The organism is Mucilaginibacter flavus, assembly GCF_030409315.1.
GTDB lineage: Bacteria > Bacteroidota > Bacteroidia > Sphingobacteriales > Sphingobacteriaceae > Mucilaginibacter > Mucilaginibacter flavus.
On record NZ_JAUFPS010000036.1, the window covers coordinates 25,285 to 44,031 of the forward strand.

12 protein-coding genes are annotated in these 18,747 nt (G+C 42.5%); 4 read left to right on the forward strand and 8 right to left on the reverse strand.

Translation table 11 applies throughout. From position 1 onward, the window contains the following. Window positions 1-5 precede the first annotated feature (5 nt). The 3 genes from QWZ17_RS16745 to QWZ17_RS16755 form a co-directional block, all read right to left on the reverse strand. The gene (locus QWZ17_RS16745; protein ID WP_290306425.1) at window positions 6-2,738 is read right to left on the reverse strand and encodes an alkaline phosphatase family protein; all 2,733 of its coding nucleotides are present in this window, start codon (window positions 2,736-2,738) and stop codon (window positions 6-8) included. Between the two features lie 78 nt (window positions 2,739-2,816). Beyond that, window positions 2,817-4,022 carry a right-handed parallel beta-helix repeat-containing protein gene (locus QWZ17_RS16750; RefSeq protein ID WP_290306426.1) on the reverse strand — a complete coding sequence of 402 codons (1,206 nt, stop codon included), beginning with the start codon at window positions 4,020-4,022 and terminating at the stop codon, window positions 2,817-2,819. 16 nt (window positions 4,023-4,038) lie between these two features. Then, the gene (locus QWZ17_RS16755; RefSeq protein WP_290306427.1) at window positions 4,039-6,762 is read right to left on the reverse strand and encodes a TonB-dependent receptor; all 2,724 of its coding nucleotides are present in this window, start codon (window positions 6,760-6,762) and stop codon (window positions 4,039-4,041) included. 356 nt (window positions 6,763-7,118) lie between these two features. Between QWZ17_RS16755 and QWZ17_RS16760 the strand changes: the two genes are divergently transcribed. The 4 genes from QWZ17_RS16760 (at window position 7,119) to QWZ17_RS16775 (ending at window position 12,670) form a co-directional block, all read left to right on the forward strand. After that, entirely contained in the window at window positions 7,119-8,153 is a 1,035-nt protein-coding gene (locus tag QWZ17_RS16760) for a sensor histidine kinase (protein ID WP_290306428.1), read from the forward strand. Next, window positions 8,150-8,854 (forward strand): LytR/AlgR family response regulator transcription factor, encoded by a 705-nt coding sequence (locus QWZ17_RS16765; protein ID WP_290306429.1) that lies wholly within the window; start codon window positions 8,150-8,152, stop codon window positions 8,852-8,854. The genes QWZ17_RS16760 and QWZ17_RS16765 overlap by 4 nt, the downstream gene beginning before the upstream one ends. 205 nt (window positions 8,855-9,059) lie before the next feature. After that, window positions 9,060-11,870 carry a TonB-dependent receptor gene (locus tag QWZ17_RS16770; protein WP_290306430.1) on the forward strand — a complete coding sequence of 937 codons (2,811 nt, stop codon included), beginning with the start codon at window positions 9,060-9,062 and terminating at the stop codon, window positions 11,868-11,870. Continuing rightward, window positions 11,861-12,670: a DUF4249 domain-containing protein gene (locus QWZ17_RS16775; protein WP_290306431.1), complete on the forward strand. Its 810-nt coding sequence runs from the start codon at window positions 11,861-11,863 to the stop codon at window positions 12,668-12,670. The genes QWZ17_RS16770 and QWZ17_RS16775 overlap by 10 nt, the downstream gene beginning before the upstream one ends. A 70-nt stretch (window positions 12,671-12,740) precedes the next feature. Here QWZ17_RS16775 and QWZ17_RS16780 read toward each other — a convergent pair whose 3' ends face one another. Genes QWZ17_RS16780 through QWZ17_RS16800 form a run of 5 tightly spaced genes read right to left on the reverse strand, consistent with a single transcriptional unit; the run spans window position 12,741 to window position 18,724 of the window. Continuing rightward, window positions 12,741-13,712 (reverse strand): sterol desaturase family protein, encoded by a 972-nt coding sequence (locus QWZ17_RS16780; RefSeq protein ID WP_290306432.1) that lies wholly within the window; start codon window positions 13,710-13,712, stop codon window positions 12,741-12,743. Beyond that, window positions 13,696-13,899, reverse strand: a complete 204-nt coding sequence (locus QWZ17_RS16785) for a hypothetical protein (protein ID WP_290306433.1) — start codon at window positions 13,897-13,899, stop codon at window positions 13,696-13,698. Before QWZ17_RS16785 ends, QWZ17_RS16780 begins: the two co-directional genes overlap by 17 nt. Before the next feature lie 3 nt (window positions 13,900-13,902). After that, entirely contained in the window at window positions 13,903-14,070 is a 168-nt protein-coding gene (locus QWZ17_RS16790; protein WP_290306434.1) for a hypothetical protein, read from the reverse strand. A 27-nt stretch (window positions 14,071-14,097) separates the two neighbouring features. Beyond that, complete coding sequence (locus QWZ17_RS16795) at window positions 14,098-15,576, reverse strand: RagB/SusD family nutrient uptake outer membrane protein (RefSeq protein WP_290306435.1); 1,479 nt, start codon at window positions 15,574-15,576, stop codon at window positions 14,098-14,100. 10 nt (window positions 15,577-15,586) lie between these two features. Then, a complete protein-coding gene (locus QWZ17_RS16800) occupies window positions 15,587-18,724 on the reverse strand; it encodes a SusC/RagA family TonB-linked outer membrane protein (RefSeq protein WP_290306436.1) in 3,138 nt (1,045 codons plus the stop codon). Window positions 18,725-18,747: the final 23 nt, after the last annotated feature.

The window sequence follows — 18,747 nt, forward strand, 5'->3', positions numbered from 1 at the left end:
ATAGCTTATTTGTCATCATCATCCTTGCCGGCCAGCTTAGCCGGGTAGGCTTTATTGCCTTTGGCCGCAAACCAAAGTATCCGGTTCATCACATCATCATTGCCCCCATCTACGTGATCATACTCCGGGCGCGACGATAAGGTTGCATAATGTAACGCGGCTCCTTTGAGCTTTGATAATGGCGGACTCACATTATCTATAGGAACTTTATTTTTTACACTTTGATAAGTGTAAGCAGATGGCTTATCTGTAAAACACTCAAACATTGGCAAAGCCGTAGCATCAATAATATTCATTGGCGGCAAGCCCAGGATTTGCTCAATTGAACGCACCATACAGGTTTGGTTATAGTTTTTACTCACCTTTCCCTGCAACCTGCTATACGGACTAATAACATAACCGGTTGTTCGATAAGCTGAAACATGATCCCAGCCAGCCTGCGAATCATCTTCGGTAACAAATATTACGGTATTTTTCCAAAAGCGACTTTTTGATAGTGCTTCCACAATCCGGCCAAGTGCCAGGTCATTATCTGCCACCATCGATTCGGGCTTGGGGAAACCAGGGCGGATACCTACCGTATGATCTGCCGCCAGTGACATAATCATTAATTGCGGTAACTGATCCCCCGGCTGTTTCTCATAGTCGTTAAGTTCTTTTATAAATGCGGATGCACGTAGTTGCTCATTAATTTTATGCTCATCTGAGCCCGGGAAGTTTTGCGATAGCATTGGCCTGACACGCGATATGGTGCTGGTGTTTTTAAATTGAAAAGGTTTGCCGGCGTTGTAGTTACTGTAGATGTCGCTCCAGGTTAATTTATTATCAAAATGAACCGCGCAGGCCTCGCCATAAATCCGCACCGTTTTACCGTGATCGGCAGCGTTGTTCCATATAAAGCCATTACCATCATATACCAGGGCATCTTCCTGCACGTGCGGATAACTTCTGAACCACGAGCGAACACTTTTCTCCACGTAATCGGTAACCATAGCGGCATCGGTCCACTGGTGTCCTTCGGCCGAGCATTTACCCGAAGCATAATAATTATCGAGCAACAAAAAGTTACGGGCAATATTGTGCTGGTTAGGTGTAATACTATCACCGTAAATACATAACCGTTTTTCGCCGTTACCTTCGGGCATATCGCCTAAAACCTGGTCGTAAGTGCGGTTTTCTTTGATAACATATAAAACGTGCTGAAATACCGATGGTTCGCCAATGCGATCGGGCATTGGTTTAGCCGCTACGCCCTTGCGGGGCAATAACTGCGCAATTTGCTGCCTAAAACTTAGGTTAAGGCTTTGAACTTTTTGGGTGTAGGCTTTTAACTCTGTTGATCCGGGAATAGGGATTATGGACACCGTTGCCCGTTGATGATGCGAGTTGTAAGCGTTTACTTTTCCCTGTCCCGGTTCATCGTCACCGCCTTTCTCCCCCATTTCGTTACTGCCAATCCGCGATCCTTCTCCCTCTAAATTGGTTACATATAAGTTATTGCCATCTATTGCTAATCCACCGGGATAAGCCTCGGTAGGGATAAAACCCAATACCTGGCTATTATCTGTTCCGGTGGCAGCGTGTTTTGCACCAAGTTTTACTACAGCTACAGCGTTATCAAGTCCGTTTGCTACGTATAACGTATTTCCGTCGGCACTAAGTGCTAAAGCATTGGGCGTATCGCCTATATAACTCTTTTTACCGGGATTTAACTTTACATCAATGCTACCAATATTCTGAAGCCTTGTTGCCGATATCACAGAAACCATATCACTGTTGCCGTTTGCAACGTACACCAAATCTTCGCCTGCATTGGTAATGATGGCGTTGGGGTGCAAACCAACCGCTATATCCTTTATTAATTCGCCTTTATCCAGGCTCATCACGGTAACACTGCCCAAAGCTGTTGCTCCGGTTTTGGGGTCGATGTATGTTTTGCCATAAGGCACACCGGCAGTTTCTCTTGTTAAGGTATCTGTAGCTGTTGGCCCGGCCCAGTTAGTAATAAACGCTTTGCCTTTTGCTATAACAATACCATAAGGCGCAACTCCGGTGGGCTTAGTCCATTCGGTTTTATTGGTTGCCAGGTTAATTTTAACCAATTGGTTATTACCGTTTAAAACCACGTATAAATAGTTGACGCCATTTTCCTTATTAATGGCCAAATCATTAGGCAACGCCAGTGGCGACTCCCCTTCCGGCTTAAAATTAAACGTGTTTTTAATAGTTATTTTGGCACCGTCCCAAACCGCCTGAAAAACGTATGATTTTGAATCTTTGCCTTTGCCTGCCGCGGCGCTCCAGTAAATCTGCACCTGGTTATCGGCCTTAAGCACCTTTAAGCCCGAATAGGTGCTGGTTAAACCACGATACTTGGCATCCTGCTTGTAAGTCCAGCGGCTAAAAACACTTTTGGTTAGCGTATCAATTAATGTTAATCCATACCGGTCTTCAACCGCGATGAGCTTGGTTTCCGGTATCAGCTTTACATCCATGCTGTGATTTTCGTCACCAACATCGCCAAACGAGATCACTTTACCTGCCGGATCAATTACCCTGTTATAAGGCATTAAAACCGGGAGTATATTGTGGTTTAGTGTGCTATCGTCATAGGCGCTATGCATGTTGACCTGCTCATTTTCTGCTGATTTATTATTAGTAATTGCAGTATGACAAGCGGTAAGCAAAACATACAAAGCTACAAGCGGCAAATATTTTATTGACGTGTTTAATTTCATCCGATCAAATATAAGCCGCTAGAATAGTGCGATAACATCAATTTAAAGTTAATAAGCCCAAACTATCTAAATTATTACTCAATGCTTATTGCCTTTTCCGTCGGTAGTGTATGCGCCCAGGTCCTGGTTGTATTTGGTATTACCCGCGCCATACGCCGGTGATCCGTTCTGAAGTCTGAAATCATTTACATTGGGGAAACCATTTGGCGCGGCCACCGTGCCATCAAACTTCACAAATAAAGGATCAAAGTTTCCAATTTTGGTCGAGATCAGGTCTGTAGGGCGGGGACTTCCTGCCGCGCCGGCAGGGTAAAAATTATCTCTGATATTAATTTTGATGGTTGGGTCTACCAAATCGGTGTAAGTATCAACCGTGGCATAAAAAAGGTTGTTACCGTATGTAGTATGCGTAACATCACCATCATTAAATAGTTCAATGCCGTGGTAGCAGTTTACGTAGATATTATTAAAGATATGCCCAATGGCGTTTACACCTACCGAGGTGCCACGACCAGGTTCGGCTGATCCCCGCCTCCAGCCTATCGCTACAATGGTGTTATTATACACCTCTATTTCTGTTTGCGGAAAAGGCACTGAAGTACTGGTTTCTAATTTAACACCACTACCTGCCTGGCTAAAAATCACGTTATAGGCCACAACACCTGTAGCTCCCGATTTTAGATTGATCCCCTCCCCATCGGTACTGCCAGATGAACTGATGGTGTTTCTTAATATGGTTACTTTGGCTCCAAATAAGCCCATCAAATCGTCCTGCCCATTGGTAAACCACGAGTCTTCAATATCAACAGGGATGGCTCCTCTCACTACAATGGTTCTCCTGGCGCTGCCTCCCGCATCCGGACCACCGGTATTATCAATGTGCGCCCATTTAATATTGATGGCTTGTGCCGAATCGGCCTGGAAACCACCCCAGGTACCGGGTTTATTGGTGTCGGAGTTAAAAAATATAGGCTGATCCTGTGAACCCAATAAGTTTAAAACGCCCTGGATATTAAACTGCGCGTTATTTTTTACCACAACAATGGCACCTGGCTGGGCCGATAAGGTATCTCCTTTTTTTACTGTGATATCGCCGGTTACCGTGTAAGTTTGACCGGTTAACAGCGTGCCTTTAACAAAACCTGCAATATTACCCGGCTGAATTGGGCTTGAGGTTGGAATTTTAACTTTATTAAAGGTAGTTACTTCGGCCTTCTTACACGAGACCATACTTACAGTAACTAAAGCTATAGTCGATATGATATGATTATATTTTACTTTCATTTTGATATAATTAAGATTATAAAGAGTAGCGGAAACCAACGTTGAAGCTTACATTGTAAACATCCCTTGCCTGAACCAGGTTGTTGATTTTAACTGTTGTTGGTGTATTAAGCAGGTTGTTTACCTTGCCCGTTAAGGTAAAATGTTTGCTTACCTGTTTTTCTGCCGATAATGCCAGGAAGGATTGCGGCTGCTGATAGTAATCATATCCATAATTAGGGTAAACAAGGGATAATGTGCGGCTTGTGTAAGTGTAGGCCAGTTGTGCAAAAGCTTTGTGTTTATCATCTTTATATAACAGTGATAAGTTAGCCACATCGCCTGTTTGCCCTTGCAGCGGCCTGCTTTGGTTTTTAAGTACAGGCTTTCCATTCACGGTTCCGGCTTCGGGAACATCTTTTGCCGAGCTGATATTGGAGTAGGTATAAGTATAATTGCCAGAAAAACCTATGTTACCAAAATACCGGCTATACACAACTTCGGCACCAGCAACTTTAGCTGTTCCAAAGTTTTGAGGTGTGGTTTGCAGCTGCCCGCCCGATGTAGAAATTAAAGCAAACTCTATAGGATTCTTGATCTCCTTGTAAAAACCGCCTACAAAAAACTGCTCTTCATTTTTAGGATACAACTCATAGCGTAAATCGTAATTATCGGCCTCTGTATGTTGCAAATATGGATTTCCTGTTACGTCAGAACTTTGGCCAAACGTAGCCGTTGGCACAAGCTCATACAGCGCCGGCCGTGCAATCGACTTAAAATACGCGGCTCTTAGGTTTGAATTTTCCGTTAATTTGTATTTAAGCTGCAAACTTGGCAATACATCGGTGTACGTTTTTTTTGCACTGCTAAGTATATTAAGTACCACAGGGTGTGTATCATACTCCTGTTTAGTTCCCTCAACACGTACGCCACCAACTATATCAAGATTGTTTATATTCAGCTTAAATTCGCCATAGCCTGATGTAATATCTTCTGATGCTGTGTAATTGGCCGCATCGCTTGTTGATGAGCCTGTTACATTATACACAACCCATTGCGAGCTATAAATATCTGTAAATTGTGCTTTTACGCCGTTTGCTTCTGCCGCGGGGCGCAGCGTATATTCATTTTGTCTATTATATCGGGTGCTGTGCCTGTATAAACCGCCAGCCTTAATTTCAAGAGAACTCTTATCGCCCAATGCTGTCTTATAACCAAGATTGGCATATGCGCTTAGGTCTTTATTGCCGTTTTTTGACCAGATTCTTGATATCGCATCAAAATAATCAGGCGTGCTGGTAAAATCCGGGTTAATTAAATGATTTAGGGTTAAATCAGCTCTATCGGGCGCGTTAGCTGTAGCATTTGAATACAACCCCGCCCAATCAAACTGGAAATGGTTTGATAAGATGTGCTTACCATCCAGCTTTAAATTTTCTACATACTGGTTCTGAATGTTCGACCGGTTATCATTAAAAACCGTACCTGTACCCGGGCCTATACGGCCTCCATTACCTCCAATTATAGAAGTATCTATACTAAGACGAGTTTGAGCAATGTAGGTATACAGGAACACGTTACTTAAACCTATGGTATTTTTATCGTCAATTTTATAATCTAAATGAGTAGAAAGGCCATTATTAAGCTGTTGGGTTGAATAAGCACGATTAGCTACATCTGACAATACCGGCTTATAATTACCGCCTGCCTGTGTATTAGGAATAGCGGCATTAAACTGCGAATTGGTACCATAATATTGGTTTTGGTAACTATCGGCAATAATAAACCCAAGCTTGTTATGAAAAAACCTGCGGCCATAAGTAAAGCTCGCTAAAGCTGTAGGGGGCGCTGTTTTCTTAGTAAAATCAAGATTAGCTCTTGTGAAATAACCCGGCGGCGCTACATAAGCCGGACCAAATCTTTCTGAAGGGCTTTTACTTAAAACCGCGCTTTGATTAAAGTTATCATACTTCCTGTTAAAAAAGATGGCGCTGTAACCAAGGGATGCATTAGCCTTAAAATACTCGGCTTCTGGCGCATCTTTAAAAATTAAATTTACGGTACCTCCTATCGCGTCGCCTTCCATTTCGGGCGTAAGGGTTTTGCTAACTTCTATCCTGTCTAACAGATCAGACGGAACTACACTTAAGGAAATAAACCTGGAAACCGGATCTGGACTGGTTACTTTGGCGCCGTTAATAAGTGTATTATTATACCGGGGCTCCAAACCACGTATAATAGCATAAGCTTCGTCGGAACCGCTATTGCGCTGCAATGTTACTGCCGAAACCCTTGTGAGCGCCGTGGCCGCATTAATATCTGGCGAACGTTCCATTGCCCGTGCCGATAACACGTTGGTTATATTATTGGCATTTTTTTCTGATTTTCTCGACGATGATTCATTACTTTGGTTAAGCTTTGAATAAATATTTACTGTTTTTAATTGCTCATCGCTTTCTTTCATCGCTATATCGATAATCATTGTCTGATTATCTGATACTGTTGCTTCTTTTTCAAATTCGCTAAAGCCTACGTACTTCACTTTAACTTTGTATTCGCCGGCGGTAAGTTTATTTATTTCAAAATTGCCAAAGGCATCTGTAGTTGCGCCTTTATGCATCCCATCTAAATGGACATAAGCGCCAGGCAATGGCTCTTTACTTTTGCTATCGGTTACTTTCCCTTTTATTATCGCGGTTTGTGCCAAAGTAGTTGAGGCACAAAGGGTAAAAAGTAAAATCAAGTAGTATTTATTGATCATGCTGAGTTTTTTTTGCGACAAAGCACCAGGTCAATTTGGGAGGATTTCTGAATTAAAGCACAAAATCAAAACACTTAACTAATTGATAATGAAAATTTAACAAACGGCCATATTGAGTTAATATCTATTACATTACCACAACACAGAGTTAATTAAATCAAACAAAAATGTCTGTTTTAGCTGTCGGCTTTAATTTCAAAGCGCAAGCTGTTTGTTACGAGATGTATATATTAAGGAAGCTGTTATACTCAAAATTCAATTTGGAACAAATGCAAAGCGGCGGCTTTCGTCGGCACAATTAACCTGCTCGTCTATTCTATAATGTGTGTGGGTTAAATGCTTTTACTTTAGCAGGCATGTTTAACCGTATCAAACCGGCATTTATCATTGAAGTTTTTATTCACCTGCTGTTTTGGGCACTCATTATTTATACCCCTATAATCTCCCGGCCGGATATACGTGGCCTGTCGCAGCGTTTTTTCTCGCCAGAACGCATCATCACTTTTAACCTCATACTGGCGGCCGAATTTTATCTCAACGCCTTTTTACTGATTCCCAAAGTATTAAAAAAGCATATTGGTTTATATTTTTTAGCGCTGGCCGGTTCATTTGTGTTTTTCAATATTATACTTTGGTGTATGCACCGGCAATTTCCCTTACCCGAGTTAAAGGGGTTTAATGGGCAGACTTTACCGCAGGGACCACACATTACCCTGTTTCCGCTACTATCTATCACCGCCGGCAGCTTCGCGTACCATTACCTGGCCGACCAGTTTAAAGCCATGAATAAAAAGAAGGATATCACCAATGCCTCCCTCCTTTCTGAACTTGCTTTTTTACGGTCGCAAATTAGTCCACATTTTATTTTTAATGTGATAAACAGCGCGGTGGCCTTATCCCGTACCAATTCGGCAGCTGTCGAACCTACGCTTATTCAACTGTCCAAGCTATTGCGCTACATGCTTTATGTAACCGATGCCGAAATGGTGACGGTAGAAAAAAAAGAAGATTACCTGCGCAGCTACATACAATTACAGCAACTGCGTTTTGGCAACGAAGTAAAAATTTACTTTAAATCGGAAATTAAGGCTCCCGATAAAACTGTTGAGCCAATGCTACTTATCCCCTTTGTTGAAAATGCTTTTAAACATGGTACGGGTAATATTGCCTACCCGGATATTGCGGTAACTCTTTTTGCCGACGAGCAAAACCTTCGCTTTAGCGTACAAAACGTTTACAACCCAACCGGCGGCGAAAAAGATAATGACAGCGGCATCGGCTTAGCCAATGTAAAACGGCGGCTTGAACTGCTTTATCCCGGCAAACACAACTTATATATCAATAAAACCGAGCAAACCTATATAGTGATGCTGCAACTTGAACTGAAATGATGCGATGCCTGATTATTGATGACGAGCCACTGGCGCTTGATTTATTGGAAGATAACCTTAAACATGTACACAACATACAAGTAGCCGGGCGGTGCCGCAATGCCGGTGAGGCCATACTTGCCATGCAAAAAGAACCTATCGATCTTATTTTTTGCGACATATACATGCCTGGCATTAATGGTTTGCAGCTTGTTAAAAGCCTTACGCAGCGCCCCATGGTAATATTTGTTACCGCATATGAAAAATTTGCTATTGAGGGTTTTGAGCTTGATGTGATAGATTACCTGGTAAAACCTGTGCCTTTGGATCGTTTTTTAAAAGCCTGCCATAAGGCACTTGATCTGTTTGAGCTGCGCCGCAGTTACGTACCACAACCCGCGGTTAAAAACTACTTTTTTTTGCATGCCGACTATAACCTTATTAAAATAAGCTTCGACCAGGTAGAGTACATTGAAGGACTTAAAGATTATATCAAAATTCATTTTACCAATCTTCAAAAGCCAATTCTATCGCGCATTAGCTTAAAGGCGGTAGAGCTTCAGTTACCGTCCGATCAGTTTTTCAGGGTGCACAAATCTTTCCTGGTAAACCTGCAGCACGTATCGCAGCTGCGCCGGGCGCGTATTAAAATGATCAATACAGAAGTGCCGCTTAGCGACAGTTATCGCGATGTAATTAACCGAATGATAGGGAAGTTTTAAGTCGGAAAGATTTTTGGTGAGCCCACTATTTTTATATCCTAATTTCCCGGCTTTCTTCTTCCTGACTTTCGGACTTATCGGACTTTCTGACTTCTACCCCTACCGCACATTAAGGGCATTCATCGACACAACACTCGCGGCCGTCGATTTAATTTTATGGGAATAGGGATATGATGCAACTTCGGCAACAGATAACACGCCCCTGATGAAGAGACTTTTCCCATTAATTACGGTATTTTTTATTTTGTACCACCCCGGCGCTCAAGCGCAAAAAACCCAACAAAAGCTCAAAGACATTATTGTAAACCACTTTTTTTCGTGCACGCTTGATCAAATGCTTGATACCCTGGCAACAAACTACCAGGTACGCATAGTATTTGATAAAGAGCAATTGAGCAGCATGGATGTGGTTGAACATTTTTTTGAGGAACCACTTAAAGCCGTAATCGCGAAAACATGCAGCGATAACGATTTAAAGTACTGGATAGAATCTACCGGAACCATTTACATTCTTAAAAATCCAGATGATCTTGCCCGGCTGAAAAAACTTAACAGCCTGCGGCTCCAGGCATCAAACGCCAAAGTTAAGCGAAAGAAAACCGACGACGAAGTAGAGGAAACCAAACTTGTACCCAAACATTTTATGTTCAGCATTAACGGCCGGGTTATTGATCAACTAACAGGCGAATCGTTGCCCTCGGCTTCTGTAAGAATCCGAAACTCCGATCTATCCACCATCACCAATGCCGAAGGTTATTTTACCTTTTTAAGGGTACCGTCTGATACCTGTATCGTGGATGTATCTTATGCCGGCTATCAACAGGATTATTTCAGGCTCAGCCCCGATAAAATTAACACTCCACTTATTTGTGGCATGTACTCGTCATTGAATACGCTTAACGAAGTGAGCATCACCGGTAAAAAAAGTGGGGTGATGAACACCGATAGCAGGCAGGTAGGTGTGCTGCAACTTTCGCCGGCCAATTTAGATAAACTGCCAACCATGGGCGATAAGGATATCCTGCGGGCCTTTCAATTGATGCCTGGGGTAAGCGGCACCAATGAATCGTCCTCGGGCGCTTATGTACGTGGCGGCACACCAGATCAAAACCTGGTGGTGTTGGATGGCTTCACCATTTACCAGGTAGATCACCTTTATGGCTTCTTTAGTGCTTTTAACGCTAGCGCTATTAAAGATGTACAGATGTATAAAGGTGGCTTTACCTCAAAATATGGTGGTCGCCTATCAAGTGTGACCGAGATAAACGGTAAGGAAGGTAACAAAAACGAAACCAATGCAGGTATAGATTTAAGCTTACTAAGTGCCAGTGGTTATCTTGAAACACCACTATCTGATAAATCAACATTGCTATTGGCCATCAGACGATCATACCAGGGCCCCTTTTACAATAAAATATTCAACCAGTTTAACCAAACTACAACCAATCAAGGCGGAGGTTTTGGAGGCGGTGGTGGTGGCCGTGGTTTTGGCGGAGGCTTTGCCAACCAGGTAACGCCAAGCTCGTTTTTTTACGATGCCAATGCCAAATACACCTATAATATCAACCCCAATAATAAAGTTTCCATAAGCTATTACTCGGGTACCGATAAAACCGATAACAGCCGTGATTTGGGGTTACCGCCGGGCTTATCAGGCTCTGGAAGCAGTATCGGCATTACCGATTACACCAAATATGGTAATCTGGGCAGCAGTGTTAAATGGTTTAGGCAGTGGAGCAAAAAGTTGTACTCCAACAATTACATCACTTATTCATCCTACTTTAACGACCGCAACCGCGGCAGTTCGGGCGGATCATTGTTAGATAGCAATGGTATTGCACATACATTCTCCAATAACACTATCGAAACAAATAACTTAAAAGATGTTGGTTATAAATCTGAATGGGAATGGTCGGCAACGGATAAGTACAAATTGCTTTTCGGCGGCTTTGTAAACTATAAAAAAATAGATTACGAGTATACTCAAAACGATACCGGTAAACTCATTAACCAACACAACAACGCCACATTAGAGGGTGTTTATGCCGAACTTTCCATAGATCCCAATAGTAATTTCCACATACAACCCGGTATAAGGGCTACTTATTACGGCCCAACAGGAAAACCATATTTTGAACCCAGGCTTTCGGCCAGTTATAACCTTACCGATAAGTTGTCGGTAAAGGGAGCAACCGGCCAGTTTTACCAGTTTGAAAACCAAGTGATCCGCGAGGATATATTGGCGGGCGACAGAAATTTCTGGGTATTATCAAACGGTAAAACCATCCCCGTTGGGCAGGCCAGGCATTATATAGGCGGCTTAAGTTATGAGAACGATTCATTTTTAGTGAGTGTGGAAGGGTATTATAAAACCCTAAGTGGCCTTACCCAATACACCGTTAGGCAAACCCAAACAGGTGGCGGCGGCTTTAGGGCTACGCCCAACCAGGAAATAACCGTAACCGAGGATTTTTATGAAGGCACTGGCAGGGATGCCGGGGTTGAATTATTAGTTCAGAAAAAATTAGGAAATTACACGGGCTGGGTAAGTTATACCTTTGCCAAAGCTCAGAATAAATTCAGTGTTTTTGGTGATAATTATTATGATGCCAACCAGGATGTAAGGCACGAGTTTAAATCCATCAACATGTACCATTACAATCGCTGGAATTTTGCAGCAACCTTCCTGTTCAGCACCGGCAGGCCATACACCGCTCCCTTATCAACCTACACCATTAAAACAGCAGATGGTAACAGCACCACTTACCTGAACATCAGCGATAAAAACGGCGAGCGTTTACCTGCTTACCATCGTTTGGATATGTCGGTGTCTTATGACCTGTTGAAGATTGATGGTCATAAAGTTGGCTCAATTGGTTTATCGTTCTTTAACGTGTATAACCATACCAATACCTGGTACCGCGAATACCAGATGCAAAATAACCAGGTGATAACCACCAACGTAAATTACCTGGGCTTCACTCCCAACCTAACTTTAAGTTTAAGATGGAAATAAAAACATATACCCAAAATATAGCACTGAGTTTAGTAGTCGCACTATTTGCACTCTCCTCATGCAAAAAGAATTCATCAGACACGCTGTTAACTAACAAACCTGTTGTAGAGGCTTACCTCATTCCCGGCAATAATTTATCTGTAAAGGTATATCAGCAAAAAGCGCTTGCCGATACAACTACTTACGGCGCGGCACTTACCGGCTTAAGTATCAGCGTTAGCGACGGCAGCAAATCCGTTAAACTTACCGAATCGGCAAGTGGCACTTATACCTATGTCGATGGCTCGTTTGTTAGCAGCGGTAAAACTTATACCATGCAATTCACCTATGCTGGTGTAAACGTAAGCGCGGCTACCATTATGCCGGGCAAACCACAAAACTTTAAATTATCTGATAGCGTATTTCACGTACTAAGCACAATCAATCCGCTTTATGCCGATGTTGTGAGAGGGACTATTACCTGGGATAACCCCGATTCGCTTTACCACCTGCTGGTATTTAAAAACCTGGATAATGATCCTTTTTATATTTCGTACATCCGCAGCAATAACAAACCAAGCTTCCAGATCAATACCGAACAGGCCGCTTATCATAACCTGGTACAATCCTCCTTTAATTATTACGGGCATTACCAGGTGATACTGATGCGTGTTAATAAAGAGTATATCAATATCCTTACCACCAACATTTCCAGAAACTCGCAGGCGCTGGTAAACGAACCAACAAACGTAACCAACGGCTTAGGGATTTTTACCGCCATGCAAACAGATACGTTGAGTTTGAGGGTGACAACTGAATAAGCGATTTCGAATCAAAACAAAAAAGGGTGGCTGCTTTTACGCAACCACCCTTTTTGTTAGTACCGTTTTATTACTTATCTCCCTGCAAAACCAAATCGTTAAGTTTTACGCCACGCTGCGTAACAGTTTCACTGGGTTTAACAACAGATAACTGGCTTTCAACCGGTTCATCAAGCCTTACTACCGGGCCGTCTGCCGCAAGCTCACTGCCTGTTACTTTTGATTTAAATATAGGCCACAGCAATTGGGCATACCATTGATCGCCTTCATAGTGTGATATACCGTATGTTTTTGGATATTGCCTTGAAATTAAGGCTGTTCCAAATATAATATCCCATAAAAAGAACATATTGCCAAAGTTACCTTTGTAATAGCCTACGCCATCGTCTGTTGTAGCAGCATGATGGGCGTGGTGGGTCGCCGGAGTCGAGATCAGGCGTTCCAATACCCAGGCCAAAGGATGTAATACTTTGTACTTGTACAATGGCGCATCCCACGGGATACTTGAATGAGCCAATGTGGTAATAGTTCCTTTAATGGCTTTTACTACTACCGCAGGGATGCCTAAGCCCATGTAAACCAAAGCTGTAGTCAAATACGTTTGCGAAAAGAAAAGTGTATAAATTGCATTTTGTCTGCTGGCCATAGCCATACCCATGTATGATGCCGAGTGGTGTGTACGGTGAAACCTCCACAACCACGGAATTTCATGGTGCAGGCGGTGATACCAGTATTGGGTCAAATCATCAGCTATAGCGATGATAATAAATCCCCAGAAAAACGGCACCCAGTTAAATACTTCTTTTAAGCCCGGTAATACCGACGGTAAAAACTTAAGCCCGAAATAAGCTACCGCCGGCCTGATGATCAATCTTGGCAAAATGAAGCAGGCAATATCAACCCATTTTTCATTTTTGGGCCATTTGTTTTTGTAAAGGCCGAATGAAAATTCAAATACTCCTATAAAGAACACCAAAAACGGAAAGCCATAGCTATCCAAATGGTCAATTATATTTTTGATAAAATTAATCGTTGCTTCCATTACCGTCTGCGTTTTTATTGTTTACTGATTTTGTTTGTTGTGTGGTATGATGCTGTTTTTTCTCCCATGGTCGCTGTCCGGTTATTACAAACGTTGCGAACATGAGTGCTATGGGCAGCACATAAATGAATAAGCTAAGAATCACATTGCGCGTGATCCGTTGCTTGGTGGCTAATTCCATTTTCATGATTTATTCTGTTTTAGTTGGTTTAATGTTTGTTTGTTGCTCAACAGGCTGTTTACTCAGCAAATGCTGCGTAAGGTATAAGCCGCCAAAAATGATGATGAATGGTACCAGCGTGACGATGATGCCAACCAGTATCTTTTTCCCTAAAATTGTTACATCTGATAGTGTCATACTTTTAACTTTAATTTATTCTTTGATTTAATAGCCTGGGTTTTGAGTTAACTGCGGGTTAGTCTGAATTTCGACCTGCGGAATTGGATACAAGTTATATTTTGCATTTACGCCGGTTTTGGCCGGAATTTTATGCAGCGCATCTACCAAAGCCGTTCCACCTTGCCTTACCAGGTCAAACCAGCGATGTCCCTCCTGTATCAATTCTTTGCGACGCTCTAAAAACAATGAATCCCTAAAGGCAGCCTGGCCTAAGCCCGCGGTAAGATTTGCTACGTTGGCACGGTTGCGTACTTTATTAATAGCAGCGTAAGCATCATTTGTAGGGCCGTTAATTTCATTTAAAACTTCGGCATACATCAACAACACATCAGCATAGCGCAAAACCGGGTAGTTTACCGCACTTTGATTTTGAATGGTTAAGGGCGATAAGCTATAGTCAACAAACTTGTTGAAATATGGCGTATAGGCATTTTTAAACACTACATATTTGCCTGTAGCGGCGTTATAAACCGAATCGTAAAATGTAACGGCCTTACGGGTATCTGTTTTAGCAAATAGTTTTGATACGCTGCTATCGGCAGGAATGTCAATAGGGAAAGTGCCTGTATTAAATGAGGTAAAGCTTTGGCTAAGGTTTTGCGCGCTATTAGCTTCGCCCAGGTTGGTTTCAAACTGCACCGAAAAAATGTGCTCCACACCATTTTTAGTTGCCTTTTGGAAAACATCCCTATAATTGGCAAACAAAGCATAGCCATAACCGCCATTAATAACGGTATTTAATTCGGTAAGGGATTTGGTATACTCCTTACGGGTTAAATAAACCTTGGCCAGTAAAGTATGCGCCGCTCCACCGGTTGCCCTACCTAAATCGGTACCGGCATAAGATTTTGGCAAATTGGTTGCATCCTGTAAATCACTGATGATTTGCGCGTAAACTGTCTCTGCCGCCGTGCGTTTCACAAATAACTGATTCAGATCAAGACTATTAGGATTATGCAGCACAAGCGGTACATCACCCCACAGGCGTACCAGGTCAAAATACAGCAATGCCCTTATAAATTTTGATTCGCGCACAAGTCTCGATCGTAAGGTAGTATCTATCTGTATAGTCGGAATATTATCAATAGCAATATTGGCGCGGTTAATACCGTAGTAAATTTGCTGCCAAACTTTTTGCACACGGCTGTTTGATGCAATGTAAGTGGCTGTACCTAAAGCGCGTACATCGGGATTGGTGTTGCTGGGGCTATATACCTGGTTATCACTTGCGTTTTCAACCAATAAGTTAAGCTGCCTGCCATACAATGGGAAATCGCCTGCAGGATCGCTGTTTAATGTGCCGTATATGGCGTTTACAGCCGATACCGCATCTGACGATGTTTTAAAGAATTGAGTAGCTACAATTACCGAGCTTGGGTTTTCATTCAATTTATTGCAGGCACCAAACAGAATACTGATTGCCGTTGCTGATAAAAGGAGTGTATATATTGATAGTTTTTTCATGATTTTATAATTAAAAAGTAACCGCTAAACCTGCCAGGAAGGTACGCACCGGCGGATAGGTGCCGTAATCAATACCTTGTTTGGTATTGTCATTATCGTAAAAACTTACTTCGGGATCTAAACCTTTGTATTTGGTAACGGTAAGCAGGTTTTGGCCTGATACATAAACCCTTAGGTTTTTAGCGTGTATTTTAGAAAGCAACGGACTTGAGAACGTGTATCCTAAAGACGCGTTCTTCAATTTAAGGAATGAGGCGTTTTCGATATACCTATCGGTAACTTGTGGCACCGGCGAGTTGGTAGCACGGGCAACGATTCCGGTTGTGTTATCAGGTGTCCATCGGTTAAGTAATTCGGCAGATGCGTTAAGCGATAATGTTGGTCGCTCTAAAGTTTGCTGCAACAGGTTAAATACCTTGGCCCCATATGATCCCTGGAAAAACACCGAAAGATCAAAATGCTTATAAGTAAAGGTGTTAGTGATACCGCCTGTAAACTTAGGTTGCGAGCTGCCTAAACTATGCTTATCGGCAGTAGTAATTACACCATCATGGTTAGTATCTACATATTTGGTATCCCCTACCTTTTGCGGCACACCGGCTAACAGCGGGGTACCATTTGCAATATCTGCAGCGGTTAACAACCCATTGGTGTTATATCCCCAAAAAGTTCCCACAGGTAAACCAACTTGTACAATAACCGGCGATAGCTGACCTGTTGCTGCTGTTGGATAAAAATAGTTTATCCCCTGGCCAAGGCTCAATACCTTGTTATGATTTAAGGCAAAAACAAGGTTTGTTTTCCAGGTAAAGCCATCACCTTTTATGTTATCGGTATTAATGGCAAGTTCAAGGCCTTTATTTTCTACACTGCCTACGTTTTCAAGCGCGCTGGCATAGCCGGTATATAATGGCAGTGGTACATATAACAACAGGTTAGTCGTTTTTTTATAATAAGCATCAAAAACAACGTTCACCCTATCATTAAATAATCCAAAATCAACACCACCATCGTATTGCGTGGTTGTTTCCCATTTTAAATTAGGGTTGGCCAATTGTACAGGTGATATACCCGTTACCAGTTTACTGCCAAAATAGTAGTTGGTTGGCGCAAGTGCGGCTAATGAGCTGTATGGCGGTACTTCTGAGTTACCGGTTTGGCCGGCACTTAGCCTAAGCTTTAAATTGGTTACGGTTTGGCTTAATGGTTTAAAGAAATCCTCGCGACCGACATTCCATGAGAAACCTGCCGATGGGAAGTACCCCCATTTATTATTCTTACCTAATTTTGATGAACCATCGGCCCTGCCAGATAAAGTTAAGTTGTATTTATGCAGATACGAGTAGTTGATTCGGGCCAGGTATGAATTTAGTGTTGAGTTATGGGCCGATGAAGTTGGTAAATTGGCTATGCCCGCGTATGATAAATTATTGAACGTGGTAAGATCATTCGGAAATTTTTGAGCCGATGCTATTGAAGCATCATCGCGGGTATATTGGGTTGTATAACCTGCCAACACCGTCAAGTAATGCGTGTTATTGAAAGCATGATCATAAGTAAGCGTGTTTTCATTTAACCAGCTTAATGAGTGGCCCGAACCTATAGAAGCATATCCGCTCGCAGCGTAGCCGGTTGAACCACCAGCCGGCGAACCGGTAAACGACGGCGCGTAGTATTGCACAGAGGTATTCAATATATCGGTACCGGCGGTTACTTTTAAAGTAAGATCGTCCAGTATTTTATATTCGCCGGCTATATTGCCTAAAATTCGGGTAAGCGTAGTGGTATTTGTAGTGGCGGTGATATCCTGTAAAGGGTTAGTGGCCGAGGCGTTATAGGGATTAGTAGTATTATAACTTCCATCAGCATTTTTTATGGGTGCCACCGGCGATGTGAGTATAAGACTGGCGTAGGCATTGCTAAAGTTTATGCTGTTGTATGAACTGCCGGCGAGTTTATTTTCGATAGATTGACTGCCGAAAATGTTGGTTGATATTTTAAACTTCTCCGATACATTTTTTTCATAGTTAACCCTTGCGGAGTACCTTTTAAACCCGGTATTTAAAATAGTACCTTTTTGATCAAAGTAATTGCCAGATACCAGGTACCTTGATTTTTCATCGCCACCAGATAATGATAGTTCTTCATTCAACACAGGCGCGCTGCGTAAGGCCGAACTTTGCCAGTCGGAACCATTGCCGAAAGCTGCGATTTGCGCATCGGTAAAGGTTTTGACAACGTTATCGCTTACGTTAATATCATTAACCAATGATGCCCATTGGCTGCCATTAAGCAAATCGAGTTTTTTTGCAACCCGTTGGGTACCGTAATACGAGCTTAAGCTCACGTTATTGGTGCCTTTTTTGCCGCGTTTTGTAGTTATAATAACCACGCCATTTGCACCATGTGAACCGTAAATAGCTGTAGCAGAAGCGTCTTTCAAAACTTCTATCGACTCAATATCATTTGGGTTGATGGTAGATAGCGCATTAACGCTTGTTCCCGATGAACCTATGTTGGCGTTATCATTATTGTTATAAACAATAAAGCCATCTATTACATATAACGGCGCGTTACCGAATGAAATAGAGTTACCGCCCCGCACCCTGATGGTAGCCGTACTACCCGGCTGACCAGAGTTTTGAGTTACCGCCACGCCCGACACAGCGCCTTGTAATAAATTATCAAAACCGGCAGCAGGCTGGCTCAATATATTTTTAGGTACCGATGCTATAGAGCCTGTGATATCGCTTTTCTTTTGCGTGCCATAACCAACTACAACTACATCATTTAATTGGTTAACACCGTCGGCGAGGGTCACGGTTATAGGGCTTCCGTTGGCTATTACTTCTTTTGTTTTGTAACCTATAAAACTTACCACAAGTGTGTAAGGGAATTTTTGGCCGGTTATGAAGGAAAAGCTTCCATCCTGGCCTGCAGCCACGGCGTGCGTTGTGCCTTTAATTTTAATAACCGCGCCGGCTACGGGCTGCTTGGTTACCGAATCGATAATTTTACCTACCAGGTGCGAGTTTATAGTTGCGGGCGGCTCTGTTTGTTGGGCAGATGCTATGCTCCCCGTGACCACGAAAGAAAGGACTAAAAAAAACTTAAAGTATATACTTTTTGCATGGGTATATATTTCCATATATTTAAAATGTTTTGTTGACG